This window comes from Oryzihumus leptocrescens, from assembly GCF_006716205.1.
Classification (GTDB): domain Bacteria; phylum Actinomycetota; class Actinomycetes; order Actinomycetales; family Dermatophilaceae; genus Oryzihumus; species Oryzihumus leptocrescens.
The window spans coordinates 1,351,254-1,371,146 of record NZ_VFOQ01000001.1 but is presented as its reverse complement, the minus strand read 5'-3'; the positions used below and the strand labels follow the sequence as shown (position 1 = coordinate 1,371,146).

Here is a 19,893-nt window from a genome sequence, read left to right as displayed (position 1 = left end):
CATCGGCGCCACGAGCGAGAGCCGGCGATCGGATCCCGGGGCCTCATCGGCACGGCGCGGATCGTGCTGAGGTCCCCCGCTGAGACGTTGCCTGGGCCGTGACCCGCCACCTTCGCCCTGTCGGAAAAGGAAAGTCGGGCGACCGGCATACCGGCTGTCTGGGATCATCGCGGCCGTGAGTCTTCGGGAACGCCTGGCCCGCCTGCGGGTCGACACGACACCGCTGCGCGAGTCGCGCGACTTCCGGCTGCTGTTCTGGGCCGGCACGGTCTTCTACCTCGGCGGCATGGTCAGCTACGTCGCGGTGCCGTTCCAGCTGTACCACCTGACGCACTCCAACTTCGCCGTCGGCCTGCTCGGCATCATCGAGCTGGTGCCGCTGGTGGTCTTCGGCCTCTATGGCGGCGCCCTGGCCGACCACGTCGACCGGCGCACCATGGTCCTCGGCACCGGCATCGCCCAGGCCGTGCTGACCCTGGGCCTGGTGCTCAACGCCTCGCTGCCGCACCCGCAGGTGTGGACCATCTACCTCATCGGCGCGATGCTCTCGGCGGCCCAGTCGCTGCAGCGGCCCTCACGCGAGGCCCTCATCCCGCGCACGGTGCGCCACCAGCAGCTGTCCGCCGCAGTCGCCCTGTCCTCCCTCGGCATGCAGATCGGCCTGCTCGCCGGCCCGGCCCTCGGCGGTGTGCTGATCCAGGCGGTCGGCGTGACCTGGTGCTACGCCATCGACGTCACGGGCATGGTCATCGCCTGCCTGCTGTTCGCCCGGCTCCGGCGCTACCCGGCGACCGACCGCAGCAACCCGCCGAGCCTGAAGGGGATCGTCGAGGGGCTGCACTACGCGGTCCGGCGCAAGGACCTCATGGGCACCTACCTCATCGACATCGTGGCGATGTTCCTGGCGATGCCGACGGTGCTCTACCCCGCGCTGGCGGCCACCGTGCTGCACGCGCCGAGCGCCTACGGGCTGCTCATCTCGGTCGGCACGGTCGGCAGCCTGCTGGCCACGGCGACGTCCGGCTGGACCGCCCGGGTCCACCACCACGGGCGCGCGGTGGTCCTCGCGGCCGCCACGTGGGGCGCCGCGGTCGCGCTGGCCGGCCTGACCACCAACCTGTGGCTGGTCCTGGCCTGCTTCGCCCTCGCCGGCGCCGCCGACATGGTCAGCGGCATCTTCCGCGGCACCATCTGGCACCAGACGATCCCGGACTCCATGCGCGGGCGCCTCGCCGGCATCGAGATGCTCTCCTACTCCCTCGGCCCGCTCGGCGGCCAGGCCCGTGCCGGCCTCGTGGCGGACCGGTTCGGCGTGCGCGCCTCGATCACCAGCGGGGGTGTCCTGTGCGTCGCCGGCGTCGCCGTGACCGCGGCGTGGCTGCGCGGGTTCTGGGCCTACGACGCCCGCACCGACGAGCACGCGCTGCACGAGCGTCGGGTCCGGGAGGCGCGCGAGGCCGGCCCCGCGACGGAGGCGGCCACCTAGAGTGGGCGGGGTGAGCGAGACACCCCGCACCCGCTGGTCCGAGATCGCCGGTGACGTCACCGGCGAGGGGTATGCCGCCCGGTTCGCCGAGCTGGCCGCCTCAGGTCGCGACGTGCACGGCGAGGCGACCTTCTGCGCCACCCTGCTGCCGCCACCGGCCCGCGTCCTCGACGCCGGCTGCGGCACCGGCCGGGTGGCCATCCGGCTGGCCGAGCTCGGCTACGACTGCGTCGGCGCCGACGTCGACGCCTCGATGCTGGCGGTGGCCCGGCGCAGCGCGCCCGCCCTGCCGTGGGTGCTCGCCGACCTGGCCACGCTGGACCTGCGCGCCGAGGGCGAGGCCCAGCGCTTCGACCTGGCCGTCGTGGCGGGCAACGTGGTGCCGCTGCTGGCGCCGGGCACCCTGACGGCCGCGGTGAGCCGGCTGACCACCCACCTGGTCCTCGACGGCCTGCTGGTCACCGGGTTCGGCCTCGACGCGGGCCACCTGCCCCCGCGCTGCCCGGTCACCCCGCTGGCCGACTTCGACCTGGCCTGCGCCAACGCGGGCCTGGAGCTGGTCGACCGGTTCGCCACGTGGGACCGGGAGCCGTGGCGTGCGGACGCCGGCTACGCGGTCAGCGTCCACACACTCACGTAGGGCGCCGGCTCAGTCCTCCAGGCCGGCGTCGTCCCAGGCCTTGTCCTCGGCGTCCCACTTCTCGGTGTTCTCCCGGGCGTGCTCGAGCGCGCGCGTGGCCTCGTCCTGGGTCGTGTAGGGCCCCAGCAGCTGGTCGCCGGGGCTCTTGCTGCTGTCGTCCTCGACCGTGCCCTTGTCGACGTTGAACCAGTAAGCCATTGGTCACCCTCCCGTGTGCGCCCGACCGCGGTGGCCGTGCCTAGACTCCACCGTATGCCGCTGACCTACGCAACCGTCGCACCCGGCACGATCAGTCCGCGTCGTCCGGTGCCCGCCTCCATCGCCCGCCCGGAGTACGTCGACCGGCCGGCACCGGCGAAGTACGACGGCCCGGAGGTCAAGGACGCCGAGACGATCGAGAAGATGCGCGTCGCCGGCCGCATCGCCGCCCAGGCCATGGCCGAGGCGGCCAAGGTCATCGCGCCCGGTGTCACCACCGACGAGATCGACCGGGTCGGCCACGAGTTCCTGCTCGACCACGGCGCCTACCCCTCGACCCTGGGCTACCGCGGCTTCCCCAAGTCGTTGTGCACCAGCGTCAACGAGGTCATCTGCCACGGCATCCCCGACGACCGCCGGCTCGAGGACGGCGACATCGTCAACATCGACATCACCGCCTTCATCGACGGCGTCCACGGCGACACCGACGCGACCTACCTGTGCGGCGACGTCGACGAGGAGTCCCGCCTGCTCGTCGAGCGCACCCACGAGGCGATGATGCGCGGCATCAAGGCGGCCGTCCCGGGCCGGGAGATCAACATCATCGGCCGGGTGATCCAGAGCTACGCCAAGCGGTTCGGCTACGGCGTGGTGCGTGACTTCACCGGCCACGGCATCGGCACCGCGTTCCACTCCGGGCTGGTGGTGCCGCACTACGACGCGGCGCCGGCCTACAACACGGTCATCGAGCCCGGCATGACGTTCACCGTCGAGCCGATGCTCAACCTCGGCACCCACGAGTGGGAGATGTGGGACGACCAGTGGACCGTGGTCACCCGCGACCGCAAGCGGTCGGCGCAGTTCGAGCACACGATCCTGGTCACCGACACGGGCACCGAGATCCTCACCCTGCCCTGAGCGCGAGAAAGGACAACGATGTCCCGCACGCACCACCCGCTTGGTATCGACATCGGCGGCAGCGGCATCAAGGGTGCCCCCGTCGACCTCGCCACCGGTGAGTTCGCCGCCGACCGGCTGCGCATCGAGACCCCCGAGCTGTCCACGCCGGAGGCGTGCGCAGAGGTGGTCGCCAAGATCGCCGAGCACTTCGAGGACGCCACGGGCGACTCCCCCATCGGCGTCACCGTGCCCGCCGTCGTCGTCGGCGGCGTCGTGCGCACCGCCGCCAACATCGACCCGTCGTGGATCGGCACCGACGCGGCGCACCTGCTCTCGGACAAGCTGGGCCGCTCGGTCACGGTGGTCAACGACGCCGACGCGGCCGGGGTGGGCGAGCTGCACTACGGCGCGGCCCGCGGCGTCGCCGGCCTCGTCGTCATGACCACGCTCGGCACCGGCATCGGCACCGCGCTGCTCAACCACGGCGTGCTCGTGCCCAACTCCGAGCTCGGCCACCTCGAGCTCGACGGCCACGACGCCGAGAAGCGGGCGTCCTCCGCGGCCCGGGAGAACGAGGACCTGTCCTGGGAGGACTGGGCCCAGCGGCTGCAGCGCTACTACGCGCACCTCGAGGACCTGCTCTGGCCGGACCTCATCGTCGTCGGCGGCGGCGTGTCCAAGAAGGCCGACAAGTTCCTGCCGCTCCTGCACCTGCGCGCCCCGATCGTCGCGGCCCAGCTGGAGAACCGCGCCGGCATCGTCGGCGCTGCCTGGCACGCGGCCAACCCGGGCCACTGACCCGCAGGAGTCAGCGGGCCCGGGTCAGCTCAGCCAGCGACAGCGCCACCCAGCCCAGCCAGGCGTGAGTCCCCTTGGGATCAGCCGATCTCGCGGGGCGACCCACCCGCGAGGTCGACCACCTCCATGCCCTCGGGGCCGAAGCTGCTCACGTGGTGCAGGTACAGCGCGCGGCCCACCTCGCTCAGGGTCGCGTCGTGCACCGGCACGGCATACCGGGGGGCGACGCTGCGCGCGAAGGCGAGCGTGTCGCGCACCGCGCACCACGGCGCGGACAGCGGCAGGGCGAGCACGTCGACGTCGCCGGGCTCGACGTCGTAGGCGTCGCCGGGGTGGAACAGGCTCGGCTCGCCGTCGGCGCGCAGGACCACGCCGGTGTTGCCGACGCGCGGCACCCGGTCGTGGTTGAGCGCGTGCAGCTGCCCGACCGGGGTGACCTCGACCGGGCCGACGCGCGTCGGCTCACCCGGGACGAGGTGCTGCGCGGCGATGTCGGACTCCAGCAGCACCTCGGCGGTCTGGGCCTCGACCAGCAGCCGCGCACCTGGGTTGAGCTCGAGCAACCGCGGCAGCCGGTCGACGTCGACGTGGTCGTCGTGCTGGTGCGTGACCAGGATGCCGTCGAGGTCGGCCAGCTCCTCGAACCCGGGGCTGAAGCAGCCGGGGTCGATGAGGATCCGCTGGTCAGCGGTCTCCACGAGCAGGCACGCGTGTCCGAGGTGGGTCAGTCGCATGCCGGCAACATAGCGCCGACCTCAGCCGGCACGGGCGACCCGGCCCCGGTGCGGCCGGACCGGCGTGACGTCCATCCGGGCGGTCAGCCTCAGCTCGACCTCCCGCTCGAGCTCGGCCATCCGCGCACACGCGCACTCCTGGCCCGGCGCTTCGGCGTCGCAGTGCGCCACCCCGGGCTCCGTGGCGTGGCACCGGCCCAGCTCGAGCTCCCTGCGGACCCGGGCCAGCTCGACGAGCAGCTCCCCGTTGCTCAGAAGACTGTTGCTCAGCAGACGGTGTTCCTCAGGCATCTGCGCGACCTCCCCGCAAGCCGCCGCCGTGCGGCCCTTTCTCCCGAAAGTAGGCACCCTGAAGGAGGCCGAACTCCACCAGACGTCCTAGGACAGGACGGGGCCTACGCCTGATGACGTAGGCCGCGCCGGCGCCTCCCCCAGGCGCCGCTCGATCTCCGCCTCGATGGCCAGGAGCCGATGGCAGGTGCACCCCGGACCGGGATCGGCCGGCACGCGGGCACAGTCGATCTCCAGGGTCGGGCAGCCGCGCCGTTCGGCCCGGGCACGCTCCCGGCCGAGCTCCAGCAGCAGCTGGTGGTTGTCGAGCAGAGCAAGGTCAGTACGCACGTCATCGCCTCCCACGAACACGTGTCCCCGAAGTCCCGCCCGTCGGCAGTATGTCCTCCGGGACCGGCGCGCCACCGGCGTTTGCGCCAACTTCACCGACCTTCGGTCCTCGTGGCTGCGCCGGGCGCGTGGTTACAGTGCCGGGATGCGGGCGGGACGACTGGTGGGGCTGGCGCTCGGCACGGCGGTGCTGGCGGGGTGCGGCGGCACGGCGACGAGCCCGGCACCTGCCCCCTCGGCGGCTTCCTCCCCCGCCTCGAGCGAGGCAACCACCGACGCGACGTCCCCGGCCACCGGCGCCTCACCGTCGACGACCCCTCCCCGCCGGGCCGTCCCCCGGCTCGACCACGTCGTGGTCGTGGTGATGGAGAACCACACCGCGAGCGCGGTCCTGGGCAACCCCGATGCGCCATTCATCAACGGCCTGGCACGCACCGGCGCCACCCTCACCCAGTCGTATGCCGTGGCGCACCCGAGCCAGCCCAACTACCTCGCGCTGTTCTCCGGTTCCACCCAGGGCGTGGCCAGCGACCGCTGCCCGCTGACCTTCAGCGGGCCCAACCTCGCGACGTCGCTGCGCGCCGCCGGGCGCACGTTCGCGGGGTACTCCGAGGACCTGCCCTCGGCCGGGTTCACCGGCTGTCAGGCCGGGGACTACGCGCGCAAGCACAACCCGTGGGTGGACTTCCCCGCCGTGCCGCCCGCGGCGAACCAGCCGATGACCCGGTTCCCCACCGACCCCGCCAGGCTGCCCACCGTCGCCTTCGTCGTGCCGAACCTCGCCCACGACATGCACGACGGCACCGTCGCCGAGGGGGACGCCTGGCTGGCCCGGCACCTGGGCGGCTATGCGCAGTGGGCACCCACGCACAACAGCGCGCTCGTGGTCACCTGGGACGAGGACGACGACGACCACGACAACCGCGTCGCCACCCTGGTGGTCGGCGCGCACGTGCGCGCCGGACCCTACGCCGGGCGCGTGGACCACTACCGGGTGCTGGGGATGCTCAGCGACGTGGCCGGCGCCCGGCCGGTGGGCCAGGCCGCCGGGGCTGCACCGCTGACCGGGATCTGGGACGGTTGAGGCCGAGGAGGTCGACATGACACCGCAGGAGCTGCTGCTCGACGCGTTCGGTCGCGTCCGAGACGGGGTCGCGGACCTCGTGACCGGGATGACGGCCGAGGAGCTGGCCTGGCGGCCCGGGCCGAAGGCGAACCCGGTCGCGTGGCTGGTCTGGCACCTGACCCGCATCCAGGACGACCACGTGGCCGGGGTCGCTGGCACCGACCAGGTGTGGACCACCGGCGGCTGGCACGAGAAGTTCGCGCTGCCGTTCGACCCGCTTGACACCGGGTACGGCCACGACGCCGACCAGGTCGCCGCGGTGCGCCCCGCCTCGGGTCGCCTGCTCGCCGACTACCACGACGCCGTGCACGCCCAGACGGTCCGCTTCCTGGGCAGCCCGGAGGCAGCCGACCTGGACCGCGTCGTCGACAGGCGGTGGGACCCACCGGTGACCCTGGCGGTGCGGCTGGTCAGCGTCATCGGGGACGACCTGGCCCACCTCGGGCAGGCACAGTACGTCCGGGGGCTCCACGCGGCGCAGTGAAGCCGGTGCGGCGGCGTGACCCCCGCGCACGGCACCCGGACGCACGACAGCCCGTCGCGCCGGGCGCGACGGGCTGTCGGGGTGACCGGGCTCAGCGGTGCCGGTAGACGAGTCGTCCGCGAGTCAGGTCATAGGTGCTGAGCTCGACGACCACTCGGTCCTCCGGCATGACACGGATGCGGTGACGCCGCATCCGGCCGGACAGGTGGGCGAGCACGTTGTGTCCGTTGCTCAGCTCGACCCGGAACATGGTGTTCGGGAGGCTCTCGGTAACGGTGCCCTCGACCTCAACAGCATCAGTCTTCGTCTTCGACATGCACGATCCTTCCGGTAGGCGACGCATACGTCCCCGGACTCCGGGGAGCAGGCTCCGGTGCCACCGTGAGGACCCGGGCGAACCGGTCCGGCGACACTCAGCGCATTGACCCGTCGATGCCGGCCGGCGGCGGGGACCACAACCAGGCCCGGCAGACGGAGGCGGACCGAGATGGTCCGCGCACAGGACATAACACCACAGTCAGGGCCGTTGTTCCCGGATGCGGCGCCGTGGCCCACCTCACGTCCCGGTCCGGCACCCCGCCCGGCGGGCGGTCGGGAACCCTCTCAGGCGGCAGCCGGGGCGGAGACCCGCTCGGCCTCCCGCGCCACGAGGCGCAGGACCGGTCGGCCCATCGCCGTGACGAACGGCCCCACCAGCGCCCAGTAGCGCTGGAAGTGCCGGCGCGCCTCGTCGTCGGTGCACCGCACCCGCACGTCCGTCACGAGCACCGACCCTCCACGGCCGTACGGCATCACGGCGAAGCCCCAGGCGCCGACGGCGCACCCCGGCCGATGCAGCTCACGGAACTCCTCCGGCGTCCAGTCGATGCGCCCGTACCCCCGCTCCCACCAGCGCCCGACGAAGCCCAGCACGAGCTCCTCCCCCGGCTCTTCGGCCAGCAGGTGGAACCCGCCGTCCTCGGCCACGAGCTGCTCGAAGCCGAACCGTGCGGGCACGGTGGCATCGGCCACCCCGGGCCGGACGACCCGGTCGAAGAGCACCCGCGCCCGGTTGGGCACGGCGACCACGGGCGACTCGAGGAAGTCCACCCGCCGGATCGCACCGAACGTCGCCGCCGGCGGCGCCTCCACGACCCGGGCCAGCGCCACGCGGCGCTCCCAGGTCCCGAGCTCGTTGTCGATCAACATGACACCCTCACCGGTCGGCCACACGTGTGCGGCCCAGCCTGTGCCGGTGGGCGGGGCCCGACCCAGTGCCGGAGGTCCCGGCTACCGCGCGGCAGTGGCCGCTCGCGCCGTAACGGTGAGGTGGGCCTCCAGGAAGGCGACCAGCTCGGCATGCCGGGCGGGCCAGTCACGGCCGGAGACGTCGAGCCTCAGCGTCCGGACCGGAAGTGAGGGCAGCAGCGCCAGCTCAACCGCACGCCGGTGGCACATGAACTCGACCAGCCCGTCGAAGCCGTCCAGGCCGTGGGCCAGCCCGTAGCCCTGCCCCACGTGGTAGTCGATGACGAAGTCCAGCCACTCCGGTGGCCGCTGCGCGGCGGCCGCCGCCAGGACCGGCGCGGGGTCCCCGGCGTCGAGGTGGACCAGCAGCGGGTCCAGCGGTGCCGCGGCCTCCGCCAAGGCACGCACGTGAGCCGCGAGCTCGCCGGCCGGACGGTCGTGCCGGGCGAGCAATGCGCAGACCGGGTTCTGCAGGAACACGCACTCCACGAGGTAGACCGCCTGCTCGTCCCGGACCTCGCCGGCGAAGCGCCGCCAGCCGTCCTGCAGCACGCGGGTGTGGACCTGCGGCGGGACGTCGCCGTCGTAGGCGTCCAGGGCGCGCAGCCGCTCACGTAGCCGGGCCGGCCAGTGCGCCCGCTCGCGGTCGTGCACCAGCCACACCTCGTCGCGCCGTTGCGCGGCGCACGCCAGCTCGCTGCGCTCCTCGGGGAAGTCCGCGAGCACCTGCTCGAGCTGGGCGCCGGTCAGGACGGCCACCTGCTCGAGGTCGACGGGGTGGTCGGCGCGGCCCTCGGCGTAGCGCCGGGCCGGGATGCCCCGCCGCACCAGCCAGCCCTCGACGAACGCCGACGCGGTGGACTTGCCCGACCCGGGCAGCCCCTCGACCATCACCAGCTGAGCCACGGCCCACTCCCCTCGTCTGCCTCGACGCGCCACCGTAGTGGCGGGGCGCGCGCCCCGGCGGGGAAATGGCGGAGAGGTATGCCGTGGCGCGGCCGCGCGATCGCGCGGAGCGGTCAGTCGCAGGAGGTTCGCGGAAGGCCGGAGGTGGTCAGGTCGCGGAGCGGGCCAGCGGGGTGGTCCGCCCGCAGGACGTGCACATCGCGTGCCAGCCGGCGGAGCTGCGCACGGTGGTCAGGGAGAAGGGGCTCTTGCACGCCGCGCAGTAGCGCGCGACGACACGGCGGAGGCGCAGGGTCTGGGTGCGGGTCTGGGTCGAGGGAGCCATGCCAAGGATGGTGCGCACAACCGAGGAGCCCCTTCTCCACCAAATGGCGTAGACGGACCCGATCAAGGACGGAGGTCCCGGATCGGACCGGCACCCGCCGACGGACCCTGTCTGCACGGCTCCCCGCGGCTTTGCCAATCACGGCGTCCGCAGGCGGGGATCCGCGTAGATTGACGGTGCGTCTACAGGGGGACATCGCACATCGGCAGCGGTCGGTGACCGCGCGAGGACAAGGACGACGATGACCGAACCGAGCCAGGCCCCGCTCCAGCCGCCCGCGGTCGTGCCCGGTGAGCCGGTCCTGACGCTGACCGCGCCGGCGCCACCGCAGCCGGTGGCCGCCACCACCGCCCCGCGGCTCGCGCCCGCGGTCGAGGCCGCCGCCCTGCCCGGCCTGGACGCCAAGGTCGACGCCTACCTGGGCTCGCTCATGGCCGCCGCCCCGCGGTCCCCGGAGTTCACGGCCAAGGCCACCGACGTGCGGACCATGGGCGACGAGGACATCCGCCGCACCGCCGAGACCTCCAACCGGCTGCTCAGCTCACCGGTGCGGGCGATGAAGGAGGGCGGGCTCAGCGAGGGCTCCAAGGTCGGGTCCACGCTGCTCGAGCTGCGCCGCACCGTGGAGGACCTGGACCCGAAGCAGGCCCAGGGTGCCCGCCGGCTGCTCGGCGTGATCCCCTTCGGCGACCGCATGACCGACTACTTCCGGCGCTACCAGAGCGCCCAGAGCCACCTCGAGGCGATCCTGCACGCCCTGCGCGACGGGCAGGACGAGCTCGGCAAGGACAACGCCGCGCTGAACCTCGAGAAGCAGCAGCTCTGGGACGCGATGGCCCGGCTCAACCAGTACGTCTACGTCGCCGAGCGGCTCGACTCCCGGCTGGCGGCGGCGATCGCGGACCTGCAGGCCAGCGACCCCGACAAGGCGGCCGCGGTCCGCGACGACGTCCTGTTCTACGTCCGCCAGAAGCACCAGGACCTGCTGACCCAGCTCGCCGTGTCGATCCAGAACTACCTGGCCATCGACATCGTCATCAAGAACAACCTCGAGCTGATCAAGGGCGTCGACCGGGCCTCCACGACCACGGTCTCGGCGCTGCGCACCGCGGTCATCGTCGCCCAGGCCCTGGGCAACCAGAAGCTCGTGCTCGACCAGATCACCGCGCTCAACACGACGACCTCGGACATGATCCAGCGGACCTCGGAGATGTTGCGCGACAACTCGGTCCAGGTGCAGCAGCAGGCGGCCTCGGCGACGATCGGCCTGCCGCAGCTGCAGGCGGCGTTCCAGAACATCTACCAGACCATGGATGCCATCGACACGTTCAAGGTGCAGGCCCTGGACACGATGGCCGCCACGATCGGCACGCTGGAGAACGAGGTCACCAAGTCGCGGGAGTACCTCGACCGGGTGTCCCGCCAGGACGAGCGGATCACCCACGGCTCGCTCGACCTGGGCCTGCCCGGCGGCCGGCGCTGAGCGGCGACACCAGGGAGACCACCGTCATGGCCTGGCTGGGCGACCTGCTGGCACGCATCACCGGTCACCGCGAGGAGGCCGGTCGCGTGGAGCTGCCGCGTGTGCCGACCAGCCAGGACCTGCTCGAGTCCCTGGACCGGGTCGAGGCGATGGTGGCCGACGGCGCGGTCCCCGCGGTGGTGGCCTCCCGCGTCGGCCGGGTCTGCGCCACGGTGCGCGACACGATCCCCCGGCTGCCCAGCCTCGGCGCCGGCAGCCCCCAGGCCTACTCGGTCATGGCGACGGCCACGGACTACCTGCCCGAGGCCATCGGCGGCTACCTGCGCCTGCCCCGCGAGTGGGCCGACAGCCGCCCGGTGGACGGCGGCCGGACCTCGCTGATGGTGCTCATCGACCAGCTCGACCTGCTCGGCTCGACCATGGACAAGGTCTTCGACGCCGTATGCCGTGCCGATGCCACCGCGCTCGTGGCGCACGGGCGGTTCCTGGCCGAGAAGTTCGGGCCCGCCGCGGGCGGCGGCGGCCTGGCCCTGGACGCCGGCACCGCGACGCCGCGGGTGCCCGGCGCGCTCGAGCCACCGACCGGGACCGGGCCGGCATGACCCGCACCGTGGACCGGTCACCGACCCTGCGGGAGGCCCTGGACCGGCTCGTCGACGTCGCCGCCGCCGCCGGGGTGCCGGGTGAGGTGGCCCGTGCGGAGGGCCTGTCGCTGGCCGCCGCCGTCGCCGAGTCCGCCCCGGGGGCCGCGCCGGCATGGGCGGCTGTGGCAGGGGATGGCGCCGGCACCGGCGACTTCTTCGACGCCGCGGCGCGTGGGCGCCGCTGGCGCGCGGCGCCCACGGCCACCCTGTCCGGTCTGGCCGCCGAGGGGTCGCCCCACGCCGCCGACTACGCCCTCGCGCTGGCCGACGTCTCGTCGGCGGCGTGCGGCCTGGGCGAGCCGACGATGCGGGTCATCGGCAACGCCTCGGTCGCCGCGGCCGCCCAGCTCCAGGCTGCGGACGTGCGGCGGGCCACGGAGCCGGCCACCCGGCATACCGGGCACGTCGCCGCCCGGGCGGAGGCGACAGGCGCCCCGGACCGGAGCGCCGTGCCCTCCCCGGCGCGGTCGCTGGAGGACCTGCTCGCCGAGCTCGACGCCCTGGTCGGCCTGTCCCGGGTCAAGCGCGAGGTGCACCGGCAGGTCGCGCTCATGCGGGTGGAGAAGCTGCGCGCCGAGGCCGGACTGCACAGCCCCACGATCACCCGGCACCTGGTCTTCGTCGGCAACCCGGGCACGGGCAAGACCACCGTGGCCCGGCTGGTGGGCGGCATCTACCAGGCGCTGGGGCTGCTGACCAAGGGCCAGCTGGTCGAGGTCGACCGCTCCGAGCTGGTCGCCGGCTACCTCGGCCAGACCGCGGTCAAGACCGCCGAGGTCGTCTCCTCCGCGATCGGCGGGGTGCTGTTCATCGACGAGGCCTACAGCCTGACCGGGGACCAGTACGGCGAGGAGGCCGTCGACACCCTGGTCAAGGAGATGGAGGACCACCGCGACGACCTGGTGGTCATCGTCGCCGGCTACCCCGCGCCGATGGAGGCGTTCATCGCGGCGAACCCCGGTCTGGCCAGCCGGTTCCGGACCACGATCACCTTCGAGGACTACACCGACGAGGAGCTGCGGCAGATCCTCACCCGGCTGGCCGACGGCGCCGACTACACGCTCGGGCCGGGCTGCGTGGAGGCCTTCACCGAGCTGCTCGGCGCGGTCCCCCGCGGGTCCACGTTCGGCAACGGCCGCTACGCGCGCAACGTGCTCGAGGGCGCGATCGGGCGGCACGCCTGGCGGCTGCGGGACGTCGCCACGCCCACGACCGAGCAGCTGCGGCTGCTGCTGCCCGAGGACCTGCGCGACCCCGGCGAGGACGACGCCGCGGACACGGAGCCGTCCGCCCCCGACCGGACGTCCGAGACGGCAGGACCCCAGCCAGGAGGTGTGCCGTGACGTCGTCCGCGAGCCCCGCCGTCAGCACCGGGAGCGGCGTGCCGGCCGCCCGCGCGGCGGCACCCCCGGCGCCGGCCGGCCACGCCGAACCCGCCCCCGCCACGCCGACCCGGACCTCCGCCGCCAGGGCCGCCCTGCGCCGCAGCCTGGAGGGCACCCCGGGGCGGCTGCGCGTGCTGGCCCTGCTCACCGCCGGGGCGTGCCTGGTGTTCGGACTCGCGGCGGGCCAGGCGTTCAACGCCACCGACGGCGCGCTCGCCCGGGCCGAGGCCAACACCGCCCAGCTGGTGCGCATCCAGGCCCTGCACACCAACCTGGTCAAGGCGGATGCCAACGCCACCAACGCCTTCCTCGTCGGTGGCATCGAGCCGGCCTCCACCCGGGCCGACTACGACAACGCGATCGGCCAGGCCAGCCGCCTGGTGGCCGAGGCGGCCCGCGCCCAGCCCGCCGACGGCCGGGCGCTGTCCGCACTGAACTCCCAGCTGGTGACCTACACCGGCCTGGTCGAACAGGCCCGCGCCAACAACCGGCAGGGCCTGCCGCTGGGGGCGCAGTACCTGCGCAACGCCAGCGCCGGGCTGCGGGCGGACGCCCTGCCCATCGTCGACGCCCTGGTGACCGCCAACCAGCTGCGGGTGCGGGCCGAGCTCGACAACGCCGCCGGAGCCTCGGCGTGGATGCTGGTCGGGCTGCTGTCCCTGGCGGCGCTGGTGTTCGGCATGGTCTGGCTGGCCCGGCGCACCCACCGCTACCTCAACCTGCCCATGGTCGCCGCGACGGTGGCTGTCCTGCTCACGTTCATCGTGGGCGCCCTCGTCCTGGGCGGGGTCCGCGGTCAGGTCGCCGACGTGCGCGACGGCCCGTACGCCGCCACCCTCGCCACCGCCCGGGCGCGGATCGCCGGGTTCGACGCCAAGTCCAACGAGAGCCTCACGCTGATCGCCCGCGGCTCCGGCGCGACCTTCGAGAAGGCGTGGAAGGCGTCCTCGGCGGTGGTGCAGGCGCAGGCCCGCCAGGCGGCCGGCCACTCCTCGCGTGCCGGCGGGCTGGCCGACGCGTGGGCGCCCTACGCCCGCACGCACACCGCGGTCCGGGCGGCCGATGACGGGGGCAAGTGGGACGCCGCCGTCGCCCTGGCCACCGGGTCAGGCGCGAGCTCGTCCAACGCCACCTTCGACGCCTTCGACACGGCCTCCTCCCGGGCGCTGACGGCGGTGGGCCGGGACACCGCCGACGGGCTGTCGGCGCCGCGGCCCTACCTGCCGTTCGCCGGTGCGGTCGGCCTGCTCGTCGGCCTGCTCGGTGCCCTCGCCTGCTGGTGGGGCGTCAGCAAGCGGCTGGAGGAGTACCGATGAGCGGCCCCCACGCGGCGCGCCAGCGCCTCGGCGTGGTCCTCGCTCTCGCCGGCCTGCTCGCCCTGGCCGGCTGCGGCTCGGCCGGCGTCTACGCCGACACCCCGGTCCCGACCCCGAAGGCGGTGGCGAGCGCGAGCACCACGCCGCCGAGCACCGCCGCGCCGGCTTGCGGCAAACCGCTCGCCTCCTACGCCCCGGCCGCGACCGACCCGCTGGCCACGCCGGCGGGCAGCACGATGGCCCGGATCAAGGCCCGCGGCCGGCTCATCGCCGGGGTGTCGGCCGACACCCTGCTGCTGGGTGCGCGCAACCCGGTGACCGGGCGGATCGAGGGCTTCGACATCTCCATGCTGCAAGCGGTCTCCACCGCGCTGTTCGGCAGCCCCGACCACATCGAGCTCAAGGTCATCACCGCCGGCCAGCGCATCCCCTCCCTCCAGGACGGCAGCGTCGACATCGTGGCGCGCGCCTTCACCATCAACTGCGACCGGTGGCAGAAGATCGCGTTCTCCTCCGAGTACTACCGCGCCGGGCAGAAGGTGCTGGTCCCCCTCGGCTCGACGGCCCGCTCGATGAGCGACCTCAAGGGCAAGCGGGTGTGCGCCCCGAACGGCTCGACCAGCATGGACAAGCTGCGCACCTTCGCCGGCGTCATCCCCGTCGGGTCGGACACGCACACCGGCTGCCTGGTCCTCTTCCAGCAGGGCAAGGTCGACGCCATCACCGGCGACGACACCGTCCTGGCCGGCCTCGTCGCCCAGGACCCGTACGCCCGGGTGGTCGGGTCCGCCTTCACCGCCGAGCCCTACGGGCTCGGGATCTCCCAAGCCCACCCGGACCTGGTGCGCTACGTCAACGCGGTGCTCGAGAAGATGCGCACCGACGGCCAGTGGGCCGCGGCGTACAACACCTGGCTGCGGGCTGCGCTCGGCCCGGCCCCTACCCCGCCGGCACCGGTCTACGGGCGGCAGCCATGACGGCGCCCACCGTGGCCAGCACCGCCCCGGAGCCGGTCGGCCGGATCGGCGTCCCCATCGCCGCGCAGGACGCCCTGGCCTACCTCGAGGCCCTCGGCGCCTGGCGGGACCAGCGCCGCGCCGAGCTCGCCCGCCTCGACGAGGCGGCGCTGGCCTCCCCCGAGCGGGACGCGCTCACCGGGGACGTGCAGCTGTCGATGGCACTGTGGCAGTCGGTGTCCGAGCGCTACGACCTGCTGGTCACCACCTGGGACTCGGGCCGGGCCGGGGTCGCCGAGCGGGAGCGGCTCTCCGCCCTGATCTGGGGCCGCCTCGACACCACCGTCGACCCGGCGACCACCGGCCGGCAGCTCCCGGCCGGTGCGCTCAGCGTCTCGTTGCCCGAAGCCTGCCGGCTCTCCGACGCCCTGGTCGGCGCGCTGCGCACCCGGCTCTCGCTCGACCCGGTCCAGGCCGACCTCGCGGACCGGCTGCGCCAGCTGCGCGCCCAGGTCGAGCGGGTGCGCGACCTGGTAGCCGAGGAGCCGGCCGGGCCCTCCCACGACGGCGCCACCCGCCGGCTGACCGCCCTGGACGGCACGGTCACCGACCTGGTCGGGGACGCCCAGCGCGGCGCCGACGTCGGCGGGCGGGTCCCCGGCGCCGAGGGCGAGGCGGCCCGCCTCGAGCGCGACCTCATCGTCGGCGCCGCCACCCGCCGGGAGGCCCGGCGCGACGCCGCCCGCGCCCGCACCCAGCGGGCGGAGCTGGAGGCCCGCGGGCAGGCCCTGCGCGCCCTCGCCGACCGGTGCGTGGCCGAGCTGCGTCCGGCCCCGCGCCTCGCCGTCCCCGACGTCGCGGCGCTCGGCCCGGTGCCGGAGGACGCGGCGGCGGTGGAGGCCTACCTGACGCGGCTGGACGCGGTGAGCCGCGCCCTCACCCAGGCGCACACGGCATACCAGTCGGCGCTCGACGAGCGCGACGAGCTGCTCGGACGACTGGAGGCCTACGGCGCCAAGGCCGCCGGCTCGGGCCTGCGGGCCGACGCGGCCGGGGACCTCGCCGAGCTGCGGCGACGGGCCGTGGACGAGCTGGGCAGCAGGCCCGCAGACCTCGAGCGCGCCCGCGCGCTCGTCGCGGCCTACCAGGCCTACCTGGCCAGCCGCGCCGACCACGGAGGGACGCCGTGAGCACGATCCCCTGCACGCAACCCGGCTGCACCGGCCAGGTCCTCGACGGCTACTGCGACGTGTGCGGCTCCCCCGCAGCGGCCGGCGTGGTCAGCGCGTCGGCCGTCGCCGGGGCGGCGCCCGTGGTGTCCGCGACCTCGGCCGCCACCCAGCCGGCCGGCCTCGCCCCGTCACCGTCGGCGGTCTCCCGCGCCTCCAACCGGCTGCCCTCCTCGCCGCTGGGCTCCGCCCGGGCCAACGGCGGCACCCACGTGACCCGGCGGCTCGGGACCTCCTCCACGCGCCTGCGCGGGGCCCGGCTCGGGGCGGGACTCACCACCGTGCCGCCGGTGCCGGCGGTCGACGCCGCCGCGGCGATCATGGTCGACCCCCAGGTGCCCGAGGACCGGCGCAGCTGCCCGAACTGCGGTGCGCCCGTGGGTCGTTCGCGCGAGGGGCACCCCGGCCGGACCGAGGGCTTCTGCCCGCAGTGCCGGGCGCCCTACTCCTTCACCCCGAAGCTGCAGCCCGGCGAGCTCGTCGGTGGGCAGTACGAAGTGGTCGGGGCGCTGGCCCACGGCGGCCTGGGCTGGATCTACGCCGCCCGCGACAAGAACGTCTCCGATCGCTGGGTGGTGCTCAAGGGCCTGCTCAACTCCGGCGACCCCGACGCGCTGGCCGCGGCGATCGCCGAGCGGCAGTTCCTCGCCCAGGTCGAGCACCCGCTCATCGTCGAGATCTACAACTTCGTCACGCACCGCGACGCCGGCTACATCGTCATGGAGTACGTCGGCGGCACCTCGCTCAAGGCGCTGCTCAAGGCCCGGATGCGGGCGGCCGGCGGGCGCTACGACCCGATCCCGGTCGACCAGGCGATCGCCTACCTCGTGGAGATCCTGCCGGCGTTCCAGTACCTGCACGACCTGGGCCTGCTGTTCTGCGACTTCAAGCCGGACAACATCATCCAGGTCGGCGACGCGGTCAAGCTGATCGACCTCGGCGGGGTGCGCCGCGCCGACGACCTCGACTCCCCGATCTACGGCACCGTCGGCTACCAGGCGCCCGAGGTGCCCACGGTCGGCGCCTCCGTGGCCTCCGACATCTTCACCATCGGGCGGACCCTGGCCGTGCTGGCGATGGAGCTGCGCGGCTACCAGTCCACCTACGTCGCGTCCTTCCCGCCGGTGGAGGACACCCCGCTGTTCCAGCGCCACGACTCGCTGTACCGCTTGCTGGTCAAGGCCTGCGCCCCCGAGCCGGCCGACCGGTTCGCCACCGCGGACGAGCTGCGGGTCCAGCTGCTCGGGGTGCTCCGCGAGGTCGTGGCCGAACGCGCCGGGTCCGGCGCCGCCACGCACTCCGCGTCCTCGCTGCTGTTCGACGTGCCCTCGGCCGCCGGCGAGACCCTGGACTGGCGACAGCTGCCCGCGCTGCGGGTCGACGACGGCGACCCGATGAGCGGCTGGCTGCGCACCGTGAGCGTGGAGGAGCCGGAGGCCCGGCTGGCCGTCCTGGCGCGGGCGCCGGAGCCGTCGGCCGAGGTGCTCCTCGCGACCGCCCGGACCGCCCTGCAGGCGTCACGCTTCGACCTGGTCGACCGCGCGGTCACCACGCTGCTGACCGAGGACCCGTGGGAGTGGCGGGCGGTCTGGCTCTCCGGCCTGGCCGCCCTCGCCCAGGACGACCCGGCGACCGCCCGCAGCGCCTTCAACGCGGTCTACGGCCAGGTCCCCGGTGAGCTGGCCCCGAAGCTGGCCCTCGCCCTGGCCTGCGAGCTCAGCGGCGAGGCGGACGTGGCCGAGTCGCTCTACACCACCTGCGCCCGCACCGACGCCAACTACACCGCGCCGGCGGCGTTCGGCCTGGCCCGGATCCACACCGCCCGGCACGACCTCGACGGTGCCATCGCGGCGCTCGACCTCGTGTCCCCGACCAGCCGGGCCTTCCCGCAGGCGCGACGTCTGCGTGCCGGGCTGCTGGCCGGCTCAGGGCGGGGGCTGCCCGCCCTCGCCGAGGCGATGGGCAGCATCGACGCGGTCAGCGTGGACCCGGCCGACCGGTTCGGCCTCACGGCGACCGTGCTCGGGCTGGCCCTGAAGGAGGTCATCGACCACGGCGAGCGTCCCGACGTGCTCATCGACGGCATCCCGGCCCGGGAGCGCGCCCTGCGGGCCGGCCTCGAGTCGGCCTACCGGCACCTGGCCGGCGTGACCGAGTCCCGTGCGGAACGCGTGCGCCTCGTCGACTCCGCCAACCGGACCCGGCCGTGGACGACGTGGTGACCTGCCCCGCCTGCCACAGCGAGACCGCCCCGGGCGCGCGGTTCTGCGAGGCGTGCGGGCACGAGGTCGACCCCGGTATGCCGGTCTCGCCCGTCCCCGACACGGTGGACACGGCCAGCCCGCTGGACTCGGTGCGGGTGGCGCCGCCCGCACCCGCCTGCGCCGCCTGCGGTGGGGTCGTCGCCGAGGACGGCTACTGCCAGACGTGCGGCACCCCGGCGGTCAAGCCGCGCGACCACTTCCGCGAGCAGCCGGCACCGTGGGTGGCGGGGGTCTGCGACCGCGGCATCCGGCACCACCGCAACGAGGACGCGATGGCCCTGGCGGCCGACGCGGTGCCCGCCTCGCGGGCCCTGCTGGTGGTGTGTGACGGCGTGTCCTCCTCGACCGACTCCGACCGCGCCAGCCTGGCCGCGGCCCGGGCGAGCCGCGAGGTGCTCACCGGCTTCCGGCCGCGCGGAGCCGGCACGGTGGCCGCGCGCGTCGCCGCCACGGCAGGGCTCCTCGAGTCGGCGGCGGCGGCCGCCAACGCGGCGGTCGTCGAGACGACCACCGCCCCGCGCGGGGAGAACCCCGCCGCCTGCACCTGGGTGGCCGCGGTGCTCGACGCGGAGCTGCTCGTCGTCGGCTGGGTGGGTGACAGCCGGGCCTACTGGCTGCCCGATGCCGGTGCCGCCACGGCCCTGACCGTCGACGACTCCTGGGCCGCCGAGCAGATCGCCCGGGGCGTCCCGCGACGCGACGCCGAGGAGGGGCCACAGGCCCACGCGATCACGCGCTGGCTCGGGGTCGACGCGCCGGACCCGACCCCGCGCCACGCCAGCCGTGAGCTCGAGGGCCCGGGGTGGGTGCTGGTCTGCTCGGACGGCCTGTGGAACTACTGCTCCGAGGCCGAGGACCTGGCGGCCCTGGTCCGCCGGTGCGCGGCGGTCCGGTCGCCGTCGCTCGCTCCGGCCGGCACCGCCCCGGGCGTCACCACCCCTGAGCCCGACCGTGTTCCCGACCCGGTTGCCGACCCTGGTGCCAACGCGGTTGCCGACCCCCTGTCGCTGGCCGAGGAGCTCGTCGCCTGGGCCAACGCGCAGGGCGGCCACGACAACATCACCGTGGCCCTGGCCAGGGTGGGGTCGCCGTGACCGCACACCCGCTGACGCCGCGGCCGGGCCGGGGACCCGGCCACCCGGCATACCCGTCCCCGCACCGCCCCGGACGA

The 19,893-nt window shown here is 74.4% G+C and carries 22 protein-coding genes; 14 read left to right on the top strand and 8 right to left on the bottom strand.

The genetic code is table 11. The features are described 5' to 3' along the window. Positions 1 to 175 precede the first annotated feature (175 nt). Positions 176 to 1,486 (top strand): MFS transporter, encoded by a 1,311-nt coding sequence (locus FB474_RS06585; RefSeq protein WP_221632456.1) that lies wholly within the window; start codon positions 176 to 178, stop codon positions 1,484 to 1,486. Positions 1,487 to 1,496: 10 nt separating this feature from the next. Continuing rightward, a complete protein-coding gene (locus FB474_RS06580; protein WP_141787912.1) occupies positions 1,497 to 2,126 on the top strand; it encodes a class I SAM-dependent methyltransferase in 630 nt (209 codons plus the stop codon). 9 nt (positions 2,127 to 2,135) lie between these two features. Here the strand turns inward: FB474_RS06580 and FB474_RS06575 are convergent, their stop codons facing one another. Then, the gene (locus FB474_RS06575) at positions 2,136 to 2,324 is read right to left on the bottom strand and encodes a methionine aminopeptidase (RefSeq protein WP_141787911.1); all 189 of its coding nucleotides are present in this window, start codon (positions 2,322 to 2,324) and stop codon (positions 2,136 to 2,138) included. Between the two features lie 54 nt (positions 2,325 to 2,378). On the opposite strand from FB474_RS06575, the gene map reads away from it, so the two are divergent. After that, on the top strand, positions 2,379 to 3,242 hold the full coding sequence (gene map / locus FB474_RS06570) for a type I methionyl aminopeptidase (protein WP_141787910.1): 864 nt from the start codon (positions 2,379 to 2,381) through the stop codon (positions 3,240 to 3,242). Between the two features lie 18 nt (positions 3,243 to 3,260). Beyond that, a complete protein-coding gene (gene ppgK, locus FB474_RS06565; RefSeq protein ID WP_141787909.1) occupies positions 3,261 to 4,022 on the top strand; it encodes a polyphosphate--glucose phosphotransferase in 762 nt (253 codons plus the stop codon). Between the two features lie 80 nt (positions 4,023 to 4,102). On the opposite strand, the gene FB474_RS06560 is transcribed toward ppgK, so the two are convergent. The 3 genes from FB474_RS06560 to FB474_RS06550 all read right to left on the bottom strand — a co-directional run bounded on the left by FB474_RS06560 (position 4,103) and on the right by FB474_RS06550 (position 5,377). Further along, positions 4,103 to 4,756: an MBL fold metallo-hydrolase gene (locus tag FB474_RS06560; protein WP_141787908.1), complete on the bottom strand. Its 654-nt coding sequence runs from the start codon at positions 4,754 to 4,756 to the stop codon at positions 4,103 to 4,105. A gap of 21 nt (positions 4,757 to 4,777) precedes the next feature. Beyond that, positions 4,778 to 5,047: a hypothetical protein gene (locus tag FB474_RS06555; protein ID WP_141787907.1), complete on the bottom strand. Its 270-nt coding sequence runs from the start codon at positions 5,045 to 5,047 to the stop codon at positions 4,778 to 4,780. An 87-nt stretch (positions 5,048 to 5,134) separates the two neighbouring features. Beyond that, complete coding sequence (locus FB474_RS06550) at positions 5,135 to 5,377, bottom strand: hypothetical protein (protein WP_141787906.1); 243 nt, start codon at positions 5,375 to 5,377, stop codon at positions 5,135 to 5,137. Positions 5,378 to 5,522: 145 nt separating this feature from the next. Here FB474_RS06550 and FB474_RS06545 point away from each other — a divergent pair, with 145 nt between their 5' ends. Next, on the top strand, positions 5,523 to 6,461 hold the full coding sequence (locus tag FB474_RS06545) for an alkaline phosphatase family protein (protein WP_141787905.1): 939 nt from the start codon (positions 5,523 to 5,525) through the stop codon (positions 6,459 to 6,461). Between the two features lie 16 nt (positions 6,462 to 6,477). Further along, positions 6,478 to 6,987: a mycothiol transferase gene (locus FB474_RS06540; protein WP_141787904.1), complete on the top strand. Its 510-nt coding sequence runs from the start codon at positions 6,478 to 6,480 to the stop codon at positions 6,985 to 6,987. 91 nt (positions 6,988 to 7,078) lie between these two features. Here FB474_RS06540 and infA read toward each other — a convergent pair whose 3' ends face one another. From infA to FB474_RS20680, 4 genes are all read right to left on the bottom strand, one after another. Next, entirely contained in the window at positions 7,079 to 7,303 is a 225-nt protein-coding gene (infA, locus tag FB474_RS06535; RefSeq protein WP_141787903.1) for a translation initiation factor IF-1, read from the bottom strand. Positions 7,304 to 7,590: 287 nt separating this feature from the next. Then, a complete protein-coding gene (locus FB474_RS06530; protein ID WP_141787902.1) occupies positions 7,591 to 8,175 on the bottom strand; it encodes a hypothetical protein in 585 nt (194 codons plus the stop codon). A gap of 81 nt (positions 8,176 to 8,256) precedes the next feature. Continuing rightward, positions 8,257 to 9,120 (bottom strand): P-loop NTPase family protein, encoded by an 864-nt coding sequence (locus FB474_RS06525; RefSeq protein ID WP_141787901.1) that lies wholly within the window; start codon positions 9,118 to 9,120, stop codon positions 8,257 to 8,259. A gap of 148 nt (positions 9,121 to 9,268) precedes the next feature. Beyond that, on the bottom strand, positions 9,269 to 9,445 hold the full coding sequence (locus FB474_RS20680; protein WP_185746068.1) for a hypothetical protein: 177 nt from the start codon (positions 9,443 to 9,445) through the stop codon (positions 9,269 to 9,271). A gap of 241 nt (positions 9,446 to 9,686) precedes the next feature. On the opposite strand from FB474_RS20680, the gene FB474_RS06520 reads away from it, so the two are divergent. From FB474_RS06520 to FB474_RS06485, 8 genes are read left to right on the top strand one after another with little or no spacing between them, the layout of a single operon-like run. Then, positions 9,687 to 10,928, top strand: coding sequence for a toxic anion resistance protein (locus FB474_RS06520; protein ID WP_141787900.1), 1,242 nt, complete (start codon positions 9,687 to 9,689; stop codon positions 10,926 to 10,928). A gap of 26 nt (positions 10,929 to 10,954) precedes the next feature. Continuing rightward, the gene (locus tag FB474_RS06515; RefSeq protein ID WP_221632455.1) at positions 10,955 to 11,530 is read left to right on the top strand and encodes a hypothetical protein; all 576 of its coding nucleotides are present in this window, start codon (positions 10,955 to 10,957) and stop codon (positions 11,528 to 11,530) included. After that, a complete protein-coding gene (locus FB474_RS06510; protein ID WP_141787899.1) occupies positions 11,527 to 12,915 on the top strand; it encodes an AAA family ATPase in 1,389 nt (462 codons plus the stop codon). Before FB474_RS06515 ends, FB474_RS06510 begins: the two co-directional genes overlap by 4 nt. Then, complete coding sequence (locus tag FB474_RS06505; protein WP_141787898.1) at positions 12,912 to 14,273, top strand: hypothetical protein; 1,362 nt, start codon at positions 12,912 to 12,914, stop codon at positions 14,271 to 14,273. The genes FB474_RS06510 and FB474_RS06505 overlap by 4 nt, the downstream gene beginning before the upstream one ends. After that, entirely contained in the window at positions 14,270 to 15,250 is a 981-nt protein-coding gene (locus tag FB474_RS06500; protein WP_141787897.1) for a glutamate ABC transporter substrate-binding protein, read from the top strand. Before FB474_RS06505 ends, FB474_RS06500 begins: the two co-directional genes overlap by 4 nt. Continuing rightward, a complete protein-coding gene (locus tag FB474_RS20675) occupies positions 15,247 to 16,419 on the top strand; it encodes a hypothetical protein (RefSeq protein ID WP_185746067.1) in 1,173 nt (390 codons plus the stop codon). Before FB474_RS06500 ends, FB474_RS20675 begins: the two co-directional genes overlap by 4 nt. Further along, positions 16,416 to 18,680, top strand: coding sequence for a serine/threonine-protein kinase (locus FB474_RS06490; RefSeq protein ID WP_141789849.1), 2,265 nt, complete (start codon positions 16,416 to 16,418; stop codon positions 18,678 to 18,680). The genes FB474_RS20675 and FB474_RS06490 overlap by 4 nt, the downstream gene beginning before the upstream one ends. Next, positions 18,665 to 19,816, top strand: coding sequence for a protein phosphatase 2C domain-containing protein (locus FB474_RS06485; RefSeq protein WP_246092067.1), 1,152 nt, complete (start codon positions 18,665 to 18,667; stop codon positions 19,814 to 19,816). Before FB474_RS06490 ends, FB474_RS06485 begins: the two co-directional genes overlap by 16 nt. Positions 19,817 to 19,893 lie beyond the last annotated feature (77 nt).